This window comes from Bradyrhizobium sp. SZCCT0153 (genome assembly GCF_018129995.1).
GTDB classification, from domain to species: domain Bacteria; phylum Pseudomonadota; class Alphaproteobacteria; order Rhizobiales; family Xanthobacteraceae; genus Bradyrhizobium; species Bradyrhizobium japonicum_G.
The window spans coordinates 15,756-28,457 of the sequence record NZ_JAFCKS010000008.1 but is presented as its reverse complement, the minus strand read 5'-3'; the positions used below and the strand labels follow the sequence as shown (position 1 = coordinate 28,457).

At 64.5% G+C, this 12,702-nt stretch carries 12 protein-coding genes and 1 tRNA gene; 4 read left to right on the top strand and 9 right to left on the bottom strand.

Translation table 11 applies throughout. From position 1 onward, the window contains the following. Positions 1–10: 10 nt before the first annotated feature. Entirely contained in the window at positions 11–898 is an 888-nt protein-coding gene (locus JQ572_RS28265; protein WP_211386106.1) for a branched-chain amino acid aminotransferase, read from the bottom strand. A gap of 114 nt (positions 899–1,012) precedes the next feature. On the opposite strand from JQ572_RS28265, the gene JQ572_RS28260 reads away from it, so the two are divergent. Further along, positions 1,013–1,948, top strand: coding sequence for an alpha/beta hydrolase (locus tag JQ572_RS28260; RefSeq protein ID WP_211386105.1), 936 nt, complete (start codon positions 1,013–1,015; stop codon positions 1,946–1,948). A gap of 9 nt (positions 1,949–1,957) precedes the next feature. Here JQ572_RS28260 and JQ572_RS28255 read toward each other — a convergent pair whose 3' ends face one another. Beyond that, positions 1,958–2,206, bottom strand: a complete 249-nt coding sequence (locus tag JQ572_RS28255; RefSeq protein ID WP_211386104.1) for a hypothetical protein — start codon at positions 2,204–2,206, stop codon at positions 1,958–1,960. A 204-nt stretch (positions 2,207–2,410) separates the two neighbouring features. On the opposite strand from JQ572_RS28255, the gene JQ572_RS28250 reads away from it, so the two are divergent. Together JQ572_RS28250 and JQ572_RS28245 are read left to right on the top strand one after the other, a co-directional pair. After that, positions 2,411–3,277 (top strand): hypothetical protein, encoded by an 867-nt coding sequence (locus tag JQ572_RS28250; RefSeq protein WP_211386292.1) that lies wholly within the window; start codon positions 2,411–2,413, stop codon positions 3,275–3,277. 235 nt (positions 3,278–3,512) lie between these two features. Continuing rightward, complete coding sequence (locus tag JQ572_RS28245; RefSeq protein ID WP_211386103.1) at positions 3,513–5,096, top strand: GGDEF domain-containing protein; 1,584 nt, start codon at positions 3,513–3,515, stop codon at positions 5,094–5,096. Positions 5,097–5,109: 13 nt separating this feature from the next. On the opposite strand, the gene JQ572_RS28240 is transcribed toward JQ572_RS28245, so the two are convergent. The 4 genes from JQ572_RS28240 to JQ572_RS28225 form a co-directional block, all read right to left on the bottom strand. Then, complete coding sequence (locus JQ572_RS28240) at positions 5,110–5,445, bottom strand: carboxymuconolactone decarboxylase family protein (RefSeq protein WP_211386102.1); 336 nt, start codon at positions 5,443–5,445, stop codon at positions 5,110–5,112. After that, positions 5,415–5,500, bottom strand: a tRNA-Ser gene (locus JQ572_RS28235). The genes JQ572_RS28240 and JQ572_RS28235 overlap by 31 nt, the downstream gene beginning before the upstream one ends. 292 nt (positions 5,501–5,792) lie before the next feature. Further along, the gene (locus tag JQ572_RS28230) at positions 5,793–6,953 is read right to left on the bottom strand and encodes a PLP-dependent cysteine synthase family protein (protein WP_211386101.1); all 1,161 of its coding nucleotides are present in this window, start codon (positions 6,951–6,953) and stop codon (positions 5,793–5,795) included. Between the two features lie 45 nt (positions 6,954–6,998). Then, complete coding sequence (locus JQ572_RS28225; protein WP_211386100.1) at positions 6,999–7,463, bottom strand: Lrp/AsnC family transcriptional regulator; 465 nt, start codon at positions 7,461–7,463, stop codon at positions 6,999–7,001. A gap of 163 nt (positions 7,464–7,626) precedes the next feature. Here JQ572_RS28225 and JQ572_RS28220 point away from each other — a divergent pair, with 163 nt between their 5' ends. After that, entirely contained in the window at positions 7,627–8,640 is a 1,014-nt protein-coding gene (locus JQ572_RS28220) for a 1-aminocyclopropane-1-carboxylate deaminase (RefSeq protein WP_211386291.1), read from the top strand. A 205-nt stretch (positions 8,641–8,845) separates the two neighbouring features. On the opposite strand, the gene recQ is transcribed toward JQ572_RS28220, so the two are convergent. From recQ to metA, 3 genes are all read right to left on the bottom strand, one after another. After that, complete coding sequence (gene recQ, locus JQ572_RS28215; RefSeq protein WP_211386099.1) at positions 8,846–10,711, bottom strand: DNA helicase RecQ; 1,866 nt, start codon at positions 10,709–10,711, stop codon at positions 8,846–8,848. Positions 10,712–10,842: 131 nt separating this feature from the next. Further along, positions 10,843–11,586: a polysaccharide deacetylase family protein gene (locus JQ572_RS28210; RefSeq protein ID WP_211386098.1), complete on the bottom strand. Its 744-nt coding sequence runs from the start codon at positions 11,584–11,586 to the stop codon at positions 10,843–10,845. A 105-nt stretch (positions 11,587–11,691) separates the two neighbouring features. After that, positions 11,692–12,693, bottom strand: a complete 1,002-nt coding sequence (metA, locus tag JQ572_RS28205) for a homoserine O-succinyltransferase MetA (RefSeq protein WP_211386097.1) — start codon at positions 12,691–12,693, stop codon at positions 11,692–11,694. Positions 12,694–12,702: the final 9 nt, after the last annotated feature.

Sequence of the window (12,702 nt, the reverse complement as noted above, 5' to 3'; positions counted from 1 at the left end):
AGGGCTCTGGCTACGCCGCCAGCTTCACCGCATGCGCAAAGTCCCAATAGAGTTTTCGCGCCTTGGTGTAGAACGGGCCTGGCTTCAGCTCACGATCGTCGATGCGAATCACCGGCGCGACCTTGGCGAAATTGCCGGACGAGAAGATCTCGTCGGCGGCAAGGAAATCCGCATAGCGCAGGGTCTTCTCGACGACGGTAATTCCGTCGCCGCGAAGCAGACTGATGACACGCTGGCGTGTGATGCCGTTCAGGAAGGTGCCGTTCGGGACCGGCGTGTAGACCACGCCGTCCTTGGCCATGAACACGTTGGAATTGCCGAACTCCGCGACATTGCCGAGCATGTCGAGCATCAGCGCGTTCTGGAAGCCGCGCGAGGCGGCTTCGGCCAGCGCGCGCGAATTGTTCGGATAAAGACAGGCGGCCTTGGCATCGACCGGGGCGCATTCGGCCGTGGGCCTTCGGAACGGCGACAGCGTGATGGCGTTGCCGACCGGCTTTGGCATCGGCGCCTCGTAGATGCACAGGCACCAATTGGTGGTCTCGGGGTCGAACAGCACGCCGCCGCCCGAGCCGCTCTGCGCCCAGTACATCGGACGGACGTAAAGTTCGGCATTGGCCGCAAAGCGCGCGATTCCTTCGTTTGCCAGTGCCAGCCAGGTGCCGGTATCGACCACCGGCTTCAGGCCAAAATTGATCGCAGACTGATTGGCGCGGGCGACGTGACGGTCGAGATCGGGCGCCACGCCTTCGAACGCGCGGGCGCCGTCGAACACGACCGAACCGAGCCAGGCCGCATGCGTGCGCGGGCCCATGATCGGCACGTTGCCGTCATGCCATTTGCCCTCGAAGAAGGTCCAGCTCGGCGAATATTCGATGGGCTTTTTGATTTCGGCCATGACCGGCCTCCCCTTGGCGTGGTGCCGTAATATAGCAACACATTGGTCGTAAATTCTAAATGATTCCCTGCGGAAAGATGATGAGTTAACCTCTTCCACAAGGGGAGAAGGAACATGCCGCTCGATCCGCTCGCAAAGCGCTTGTTGACCATGATGGAAGCGGCCGCGCCGCAGGCGCGGAGCCGGCCGAGCGTGGAGGCACGGCGCCAGTCACTGGCAAAGCTGATGCAGTTCGCGCGCGCCGATGCCCCGGATGTGGTGAGGTCCGATGGCCTCCTTCCCGGTCCAGGCGGCGAACTGTCCTACCGCCTCTATGCGCCTGCAAGCGCCGGTGCGCGCGTGCCCGGCTTCGTATTCTTCCATGGCGGCGGCCTCGTTGCCGGCAGCATTGCCACGCATGACCGGATCGCGGCGGCACTGGCGCATGCGACCGGCTGTCGTCTCGTCTCGGTCGATTACCGGCTCGCGCCCGAGCACAAATTCCCCGCCGCCGTGGACGATGCCGTAGCCGCCACCGAATGGGTGGCGCGCGAGGCCTCGTCGCTCGGCATCGACGCCGAACGTCTGGTGCTCGGCGGCGATTCCGCCGGTGCAACGCTCGCTGCGATCGTGTGCCAGGAGGCGGCGCAGAGCGCCGGTCTTTCCATCGTCGCGCAATGCCTGATTTGCCCGGTGCTGGATTTCGAGGAGACATCACCCTCGCGCGAAGAATTCGCCGAAGGCCATCTGATCGACCGCATCACGATCGAGGCCGATCTCGCCGACTATCTGGCCGGCGACATCGACACCGCCAATCCGCGCGTCTCACCGCTTCGCGCAACGCGGCTTGCAGGTCTGCCGACGGCCATCATCCACACCGCCGAATTCGACCCGATGCGCGACGAGGGCAACGCCTATGCACGCAAGCTGCTCGCCGCGGGCGTCGCCGTCGAGCATGTCTGCCACGACGGCATGGTTCACAATTTCCACGCGATGGGCGCCATCCTGCCGCAGGCGCAGCTCGTGCTGTCGCAAATCGGTGAGCAGGTGCGGCGGGCGGTGGGGGAGTAATAGCGCAGATCACACGCGCGCATCGAGCACGGCCCTGGCTGCCACGACATAGTCCGGCCAGTGCGCATCCGCGTAGCGTTCAGCTTGCCGCGCACACGTGACATCGGGCGCATGCGCGACGGCAATCACGCGCGCGAAGCGCTCTTCGGCCACCGTCACGTCGTCAGGCGCGGGCGACGGAACAGCGGCGGCCACAGCGGTCGGAGCAACAGCGAGCCCAGCCAGGCCAGTGAGCAGGATGCGGCGCGACGTGTTCATGGCTGTTGTCCTTCCATTGTCCAGCGTGCACTCTGGCCGGCGAGTGTGTCAGTGCGATCACCACAGGGTAACCGTGCACATCCGTGCCGTCCATCGCCTGCGGATAGCGCTTGACCTCAACAGCGATCAGGTTCCATCTAGCGACGGTTCCGCCATCAATCGGATTGCTCCGTGGCCCAGCTCAGCCAATTGCATAGCCTGGCTTTGCGCGCTGTCGCACTGGGGCTGCCTTGTCTGACGATTTTTGCCAGCGCCGCCTTCGCCTCCGACGACGACGCTCCGGCAAAACCGTCCGTTCCAAACATCTATCTCGATCTGCGAACGATCTATGCGACGATTCCTGCTGGCACGCTCGGGCTCGGCTTCGGCAGCACGTCATTGTCGGCTGCGTTCGAAGCGCTGGCGTCACGCCGGGGCGCGAGCTTGCCGAATGGTCTGCCGGCCGCGAAATCGATCGCCGTCGACCTGCCCCTGACCGTCGACGTCAACGACCGCGTCTCGCTCTATGGCGGCGTCTCGGGCTCGACGACGGACATCGGCGGCGGCTGGTCGGCGTTCGACGTCACGAGCTGGAACATCGGCGTGCAGGCCGACCTCTATCAGCAGAACGGCGGCACGATCCCGACGATCACGCTGCAATCCACCCTGACGCAGTCGGTGCCGAACGAGCAGGGCATGACGAACTCGTTCAACAACATCCTGGAGTTCGATTACGCGCTGGACGTGGACGAGACGCGGGGCTGGCTCGCCGGCGTACAATACACCACCACGAACGTCGCCAGCCAGATCGCCAGCATCCGGCCGAATACGATCCTCTATGCCGGCGGCTATTATCAATGGCCGAGCAACTGGAAATTCACGGGCCGGCTCGGCGTGCAGTCATTCGGCGGCGCACAGCTCGGGGGCCGCAGCCTGGCGGAGCCCTTCACCCAGCCGATCCTGCGGCTCGACCTCGACCGCATGGACGACAATGACAACCGCCTGTTCGGCATCACCGCGCAGATCGCCTGGATGCCAAAGCCGTCCTACCAGGTGACGCTGCGCACGCCGCTCTACGCGGTGCGCAACTGACCGCGATCATGGTGGATTTTCGGTGAAGCGGGGCTGCCGCATTTTCACGGATATCGGCGCAACGGCTGCTACCGCTCATCGTTGAGAACGAAGGGCTTTTCGTGTTCGTCGCCGCCCTGCCACGACGCCTGCTGCGTGAACCAATTGTTAGCCCTCCCGCACGATCGCCCACCACCTTACCTCTCGGCAAATAAGCTTGCGGCAGACTGGTCCGGCTTCGCCTGGGAGGTTGTGAATGCACCGCTTGATATCGGAACGAACGTTTCTCGCCGGCAAGATCATCTTCAACTTCGGTCAATCGACCATCGATTGCGTCGTGCGCCGGATGTCTGAGGATGGCGCAACGCTGGAGATGCAGAGCAGCCTCGGCGTGCCCGAACGGTTCCAGCTTCGGCTCGCAAGCCAGGAGATCCTCGCCTGCCGTGTGCTCTGGCGGTCGGACCGTCAGGTCGGGGTTGCGCTCGGGGCGGAAGATCATGTCGAACCAAAGCCCGGGGACGAGCAGGGGCGGCCGGCCGACTCGCTGATGCGCGGACAGATGCTCGCGCTTCGCGCGGCACTCGATTTCGTCCCGCTCGGCATCGTGCTGCTGGATGCCAATCTCCGCGCGCAGCTGATCAACCGCGCATTCCGGCGGATGTGGCTGTTGCCGGACGAAGTCGCCAACAGCAATCCGTCTTTCGTGACCTTGATGCACCACGGCCGCGATACGCTCGCCTACGAGGTTCCGCCGGCCGAGCTTGAGGCCTATGTCGCCGAGCGGGTCCGTCAGATACAGGCGGGCGACGCGTCTCCGCGCGATCTGCGCCGCACCGGCGGCGACGTCGTTCGGATGCAATGCACGCCGCTGCCCGACGGCGGCCGGATGCTGACCTATACGCCCGTCACCGACATCGTACGCTATTCCGACGAGCTGAAATTGCTGCGCGACGCGCTCGAGAACGTCGAAGACGGCGTGCTGTTGCTCGACCGCGATCTCAATGCCAGCTTCATGAACCGGCGCATGCGGCGGTTCTGGGAGGTGAGTGAGCAGGAGGCGGCCGGCCACCCGACCTATGCATCGCTGGTGAGCCGGGCGCAGCGTGCGAGCGCGCCGGGACTTCCGGCGACCGAAATGACGAAGTTTCCCGTCAAACGCGTCGCAGAGGTCAAGGCCGGCGACCATGTGCGCGATCTTCAGACCCCGGATGGGCGGCGCATCAGGGCCCACTGCACCACGATGTCGAATGGCGGTCGCATGCTGACCTATGTCGACATCACCGATCTGACGCAAAAGGCCGCGATGCTGGAGACGCTCGCCACCACCGATCCGCTCACCGGCCTCTACAACCGCCGTCACTTCCTCGACTCTCTCGATGCAGAATGGAGCCGGTTCCAGCGCTATTACCGCGCAGTTTCCGTCCTGATGCTCGACATCGATCATTTCAAATCGGTCAACGACCGCTACGGCCACGCGGTCGGCGACGCCGCGATCAGGACGGTGGCGGCCGCATGCCTCGATGGCAAGCGCAAGTCGGACATCGTCGGTCGCCTCGGGGGCGAGGAGTTTGCGATTCTGCTGCCCGAGACCAGCCTGTCGCGTGCCAGGACGGTGGCCGAGCGCATCCGCAAGCGCGTGATGAGCTCGCACATCCCTGCCCATCAGGTTCAGTTCGGCGTCACCGTGAGCATCGGCATTGCGGAAGCAAGCGTCAGCATGTCCGGCATCGACGCCTTGATGAGCGCGGCCGATCACGCGCTGTATCAGGCCAAGGCCGAAGGCCGCAACCGCTGCATCGCCTGGTCGCCCTCGCCGCCCGTGAACAAGGCGGCGGAGTGATCGCACCGAGGATCTATTCCGGCACCGGCACGTCGAAGGTGTTGAGCGTGACCGAGACCATGCAATAGACGCCGACGAGATAGGACAATTCGGCCGCGCCGTGCTCGCCGAACTCCTTCACTGCAGCGCGCCAGGTCAGTTCCGGCAGCACGCCGCCGCTGACCAATGCCGATGCCACGTCGTAAGCGACGGCCTCCTGCCTGGTGAGATCCACCGGCCGCTGCCCGGCGACGATGGTCGCGAGCTTCTCGTCCGACAGGCCACGCTGCTCGGCCACCAGCACATGCGCATAGAGCTCGTAGCCGGAGCGGAAATGCGAGCCGGTGACGAGAATCGCAACCTCGCGCACCGGCGCCGGCAGCAACGGGTTCGACGCGATCGCCTTGACCAGCTCCCACACCGGCTTGCCGAAACGCGGCTCGCGAATCCAGGGATTCCAGGGCCCGAGCAGCGCGCCGTCGTCGCGCATATTTATGAAGCCCTTGAAGTGGTCCGTAATGCCGGCTCGCATGTCGTCATAGAGCGGCTTCTGCTCGTCGGTCAGCTCTTTCGGATCGAGTATGGGAAGGCGCACGGCAGGATCTCCTCGTTGAGAAGGTGGAAAGCTCACCCGCGTGCGCGCGCAAGGCAAGTGAAGTTGCCGTGACGACCGTGCAATTTTGCAAAGGGCAGGGAGACGTTACGCGACGGTATGCCCTATGCCTCGGAATTTTCCACGCTCTGTGGATTGGCGACGTCATCGACGGCAAGCGTCAGCGGCTCTCCCGTCGCGAGGAACGAGGACAAGGCCGCCTCGAACGGCGCAGGGTCGAGCCCCCGCGCTTTCAGCCAGGTGGGCTCGTAGTAGGTCTGCCGGTAACGTTCGCCGGAATCGCAGATCAGCGTTACCAGCGATCCCGTGACGTTCGCTTTTCGCATCTCCGATGCGAGCCGGCACAGCGCCAGGAAATTGGTGCCGGTGGATCCGCCGACCGTCCGCCTCAGGCGGCGCGACAGCACGTTCATCGCTGCGATCGTCGCCGCATCCGGAATCTTCATCATGCGATCGACCACGCCCGGAACGAACGACGGCTCGCAGCGCGGGCGACCGACGCCTTCGATCAGCGAGGGACGCTCGCAGACATGGGAGCGATCCTGCAAGCGGAAGCAGTCGAAGAAGGCGGAATGCTCGACATCGGCAACGCACAGCCGCGTCGGATACTGGCGATAGCGCAAATACCGTCCGATGGTGGCTGACGTACCGCCGGTGCCGGCGCCCATGACGATCCAGTCCGGGATCGGCCGCGGCTCGCCCGTCAATTGCGTGAAGATGGACTCGGCGATGTTGTTGTTGCCGCGCCAGTCGGTGGCGCGCTCGGCGAAGGTGAACTGGTCCATGTAGTGGCCGTTCAACCGGGTGGCGAGCGCGGTAGCCTCCGCATAGAGCGCGCGGCCATCATCGATCAGATGGCAGTTGCCGCCAAAATGCTCGATCGCGGCGATCTTCTCCGCCGAGGTCGTGCGCGGCATCACCGCGTAGAAGGGCACGCCGATCATCTGCGCGAAATAGGCTTCCGACACCGCGGTCGAGCCCGACGAGGCCTCGACGACGGGCGTGCCCTGGCGGATATGGCCGTTGCAGAGTGCGTAGAGGAACAGCGAGCGCGCCAGCCGGTGCTTCAGGCTGCCGGTCGGATGCGTGGACTCGTCCTTCAGATAGATGTCGATGCCTGATAGCGCCGGCACGATCAGCCGGATCAGATGCGTGTCAGCCGTGCGGCACTGGTCGGCCTCGATCGCGGCGACGGCTTCATCGACCCAGCCGCGCCGATAGGCCGGCCCGTCCGGATTGAGATGGCGGAAGGGAAAAGTCTGCATCGGCTGAATCTCTCATGACGCCGATCGCGCATCAATAGCTGCCCCTCAAAACTCCAGCGGCGCGTTGTCGACGACCTCCTTCATCACGAAGAAGGTGCGGGTCTGGCGCACACCGGGTAGCGCGATGAGCTGCTCGCCGTGGATGCGGTTGAAGTCCTCCATGTCGCCGACGCGGATCTTGAGGAAATAGTCGAAGTCGCCGGCGACGAGGTGGCAGTCGAGCACGAATTTCAGTTTTGCGATCGCCTGCTCGAAGATGGCAAAGCTCTCCGGGGTGGAGCGATCGAGCACGACGCCGACCATCACCAGCGTGCCCTTGGCCACCTTCTTCGGGGCGACCATGGCGCGGACCGCGGCGATGAACCCGTCCTCGAACAGGCGCTGGGTGCGGCGATGGCAGGTGGCGGGGCTGATGGCGACGGTCCCCGCCAGTTCCGCGTTGCTGAGGCGACCGTTATTCTGCAGCAATCTCAATATCTTGAGGTCGACGCGATCCAGCCGTGACGACATGGAAGATACTTCCGCTATTAGATTGATTTGCGAAAGAAACACTATCTCAACAGGCAATATTCGCAAGATCACATGCAATATGAGTGCAGCATTCGAGAGCACATTTCTCGCCGACCATGCTAGTCGCTGCGGCCAGCTCAACGCCAATCGGGATGACCTGACCATGCTGGAAAAATTCGCGCGCTATCCGCTGACCTTCGGCCCGACGCCCATCGAGAAGCTGGAACGGCTGTCGAAGCATCTCGGCGGCCAGGTCGAGGTCTATGCCAAGCGCGAGGATTGCAATTCCGGCCTCGCCTATGGCGGCAACAAGCTGCGCAAGCTCGAATACATCATTCCCGATGCGATCGCATCGAACGCCGACACGCTGGTGTCGATCGGCGGGGTGCAGTCGAACCACACCCGCATGATCGCGGCGGTCGCCGCCAAGATCGGCATGAAGTGCCGCCTGGTGCAGGAAGCCTGGGTGCCGCACGAGGACGCCGTCTATGACCGCGTCGGCAACATCATGCTCTCGCGCATCATGGGTGCCGACGTACGTCTGGTCGACGACGGCTTCGACATCGGCATCCGCAAGAGCTGGGAGGACGCGATCGAGGAAGTGAAGGCGGCGGGCGGCAAGCCCTACGCGATTCCCGCCGGAGCCTCGGTGCACAAGTTTGGCGGGCTCGGCTATGTCGGCTTCGCCGAGGAGGTGCGCAAGCAGGAGGCCGAGCTCGGCTTCAAGTTCGACTACATCGTGGTCTGCACCGTCACCGGCTCCACCCATGCCGGCATGCTGGTGGGCTTCGCCGCGGACGGCCGCGCGCGAAAGGTGATCGGGATCGACGCCTCCTTCACCCCTGCGCAGACCAAGGCGCAGGTGCTTTCGATCGCGCAGAACACGGCAAAGCTTGTCGAGCTCGGCAGCGACATCGTCGCAGACGACGTCGTGCTGATCGAGGACTACGCCTATCCCGCCTATGGCGTGCCGTCGGAGGAGACCAAGGAAGCGATCCGCCTCACCGCGCGTCTCGAAGCCATGATCACCGATCCCGTCTACGAGGGCAAGTCGATGCAGGGCCTGATCGACCTGACGCATAAGGGCTATTTCGAGAAGGGCGCAAAGATCCTCTACGCCCATCTCGGCGGCGCGCCGGCGCTGAACGGCTACGGTTATGCATTCCGGAACGGGTGAGGTTGCCTAGCTCTCGCCTCCTCTCCCCTGTTGTCCCGGGCAAGCGTTTAATTAGCACTGACCCGGGACCATTGCCCCAGGAAGGCGTTTGGCGAAGACTTGCAGTTCCGTACTCCTACCGATCGCAATCGATAGATCACGCAGTATGGAACCCGGATCTGCGCTGCGCTTGTCCGGGATGACAGCAGAGCTATTGGCGGGGCCCCTACCGCGTCCGCACGATCTGCAGCAGCTCGTCTCCGTAATGTTCGAGCTTCTTGTCGCCGATGCCGGGCACGTTGCGCAATTCGTCGAGCGTGGTCGGCCAGGCCCGGACGATGCCGTCGATGGTGGCGTCGTGCAGCACGACATAGGCCGGCACGCCGCGCTCCCTCGCGATATCCGCGCGCCAGGATCGCAGCCGCGCGCGCAATTCGGGATCGACGTCGCCTTGCGGCGTGCTGGCCGCCGGCGCGAGATCGCCGCGGCGGGATTTTGCACGGCTGCCGCGGGTGCGGGTGGCCGGGGCGTCCTCGCGCAGCTGCACTTCGGTCTCGCCGCGCAGCACGCCGCGCGAGGACTCCGTCAGCTTCAGCGCGCCAAAAGCTTCGCTGTCGCTCTGCAAATGGCCCATCGCCACCAGCTGCCGCAGCACGGTGCGCCACTGTTTCTCGTTGAGCTCGCGCCCGATGCCGAACACCGACAGTTTGTCGTGGCCGAACTGCGTCACCTTCTCGGTGAGGCGTCCGATCAGCACGTCGATCAGGTGCATCGCGCCGAAACGCTGGCCGGTACGATAGACGCAGGACAGCAGCTTCTGCGCCAGCACCTTGCCGTCGCGCATCTTCGGCGGCGTCAGGCAGTTGTCGCAATTGCCGCACGCCTCGCCCATCGCGATCTCGCCGAAATAGGCGAGCAGCCGCCGGCGCCGGCAGTGCGGCGTTTCGGCAAGACCAACGAGCGCATCGAGCTTGCCGATCGACACCCGCTTGAATTCGTCGGAGCCGCTCGACTCGTCGATCATGCGGCGCTGCTGCACGATGTCGGAAAGGCCATAGGCCATCCAGGCCGCCGACGGCTTGCCGTCGCGACCGGCGCGCCCCGTCTCCTGGTAATAGGCCTCGATGCTCTTGGGCAGATCGAGATGGGCGACGAAGCGGACGTCGGGCTTGTCGATGCCCATGCCGAACGCGATGGTCGCCACGATGACGATGCCGTCCTCGTTGAGGAAGCGGTCCTGGTTGCGCGAGCGTACGCTGCTGTCCAGGCCGGCGTGGTAGGGCAGCGCGGCAATGCCGGCATCGGCGAGCGCGGCGGCCACTTCCTCGACGCGATTGCGCGACAGGCAGTAGACCACCCCGGCATCGCCCGCGTGCCGCTCCCGAATGAACTCCTTCAGTTGCGACACCGCATTGCGCTTGTCGACGATCTCGTAGCGGATGTTGGGCCGGTCGAAGCTGGAGACGAATTGCGGACTGTCCGCAAGCCGAAGCCGTTCGACGATTTCCTTGCGCGTCAACTCGTCGGCGGTCGCGGTCAGCGCGATGCGCGGCACATTTGGAAAACGTTCGGCGATGATGGAGAGGCCGACATATTCCGGGCGGAAGTCGTGGCCCCATTGCGAGACGCAGTGCGCTTCGTCGATTGCGAACAGCGCCACCTTCGCCTGCGCCAGCAGCGCCAGGCAGCGTGGCGTCACCAGGCGTTCCGGCGCGACATAGAGCAGGTCGAGATCGCCCGCGATCAGGCGCCGCTCGATGTCGGACGCTTCCTGCGGGGTCAGCGAGGAGTTCAGCGCGGCGGCATTGACCCCGGCTTCGAGCAGGCCGGCGACCTGATCGCGCATCAGCGCAATCAGGGGCGACACCACGATGCCGCAGCCTTCACGCAGCAGCGCCGGCAATTGATAGCACAGCGACTTGCCGCCGCCGGTCGGCATCAGCACCAGGCAATTGCCGCCCTCCGTGACGTGCCGGATGATCTCGCCCTGCTCGCCGCGGAACCCCGGCAGGCCGAACACCGAATGCAGCACCGACAGCGCATCGCGGCCGTTGGCCGGCGCAGGCAGCGGAGCGGTGGAGGGAGAGGACATGCGTGTGTCGGGGCAAAGCCGTGAGATTCGTCACAAGGCCAGTCGCATGGCGGCGTCCGCGTGGCAAGCCCAACTTGTCCCTCTCCCACTTGCCGGGAGGGACAAGAGGCATATGCGCGCATGAGAAAGCGCTACGCCCCGATCCTTCGCAGCGCTTCCGCGACCGTCACGATCGGCATGTTGCGCTTCCCGGCGGCCTCTAGCGCGTGGCGCATCAGGTGCGGCGTGCAGCCATAGGGGCTCGGCGCATCGACGACGTCATGGCTGTAGAAGATCAGCCAGCCACCACTCGCGACCGCTTCGTCGAAATAGCCATCGACGCCTGCCGCATCGATCTCGTAATTGACCAGGGGCGAGGCGCGCAGGAACTGGAGATCGATGACGTCGCGATTGACGCCGGGAAGGATGCCGCGCGCCGAACGGAAGGTCCTGGCGAGCTGCGGCTTGCGCCAGACCGAGGCGATCCCATAGGGATAGGCGAAATTTTCCAGCACGATCGAGGAATCGATGCCGCGAAAATGGCTGCGGTTCCGCTCGATCTCGCGGGCCATGGCGGCCTCGTCGAGATTGATCGCGCTCTGGTGCGAGAAGGTGTGGCAGGCGATCTCGTGCCCGGCACGGTGAAGCCGCACGATGGCGTCGTTCGACAGGCCGTGCCAGTGGTCCGACGGCCGGTCGATCAGGCTGCCGGCGAGATAGAAGGTGCCGCGGCCGCCATGCCGCTCCAGAAGCTCGGCGCCCTCGCCTGCGGCGCTATCGGGAGCATCGTCGAAGGTGAAGCTCACCATCGGCGCATGCGCGGGCAGCCGGTGCGGCGCGGCGCGGAAATGCCGGGCCAGCCGATTGCTCACGCGTCCCTGGAGTGCCGACCACACGACTGCGTTTCCCGTGATTCCCTATTGCTCTACTGAAACATTCGCGCGCTGGTTGAGGCAAGCCTAACGCTTGGGTAATCCTAACGAGGGACCAACGCCCTTCGGTTAACGCGCCAGCACCGAGGCGTCGGCTTCGGTACCGAGATATTGCAGCCAGTTGCGAAATAGTGCCGCAGCAGCGCTGCCCGCGGCAATATCCGTACGCAAATTCAGCGCAGGCAGTTCGTTGCTGAGCGCCGGGTGGCGCTGGTGCCTTGCCTGTTTCTCGAAGCGGGCAAGCTTCTCCTCCGTCGCTGCGTCAAAATAGCTCACGGGCAAATGCGGGTAATTTTCACGCTCGCGCGCAAGATAGCGGCCGATGTCGCGCAGATATTCGCGCTGGAGCGACAGTGCATCATATTCCGGGTGGCCCTGGAAGAATACGAAACGGCTGGCATATTGCCGGACGAAGATATCGACGCCGGCCTTCGCCGAACGCGTCAGCACCTGGTAGCCGGCCTGCGCGAGGTCGCTTTCCGCAATCTCGTTGAGACGCGAATGCGAGACCTTGAGCGGCGCAGGCGCTGCCCGCATCAGCGCATCGCCGGTGACGGTCTCGCAGTCGAAAATGCCGTGACATTTGGCCGGCAGCCGCCGCCGTTCGATCCGGTCGAGGTGCAGCACCGCCGCATGCGCGGCAAGGCACGACCAGATCGTCGAGCGCGTGTTGACCTTGGCCCAGTCGATCAGCTCGGTGAGATCTCGCCAGTACGGTTCCTGGTCGAGTTCGGGTGCAACCGGCTCGGCACCGGTCACGATCAGCCCGTCGAAATTGTGTTGCCGGAGTTCAGCGAGCTCAGAATATTCACTCTCGACATGCCACTTCGCTTCCGGCGAACGCTTCACGGAAGGAAGCGAGAAGCAGTGGAAGCGGATGCGCCGCGGGCCTGCCGCGGCCTGCAGCAGCTTCATGAACTGCCGCTCGGTCGCCTTCAGCGCCGCATCCGGCATGTTGTTGATCAATCCGATGGTGAGTTCGGCGCCGCGATGCTCGCGCGCCAGATCACCCTCGCCCGGCACCAGTGCCGGGCTCGATATGCCTTGATCCCTGTCGATCAAGATCGTCATCGGTACCGC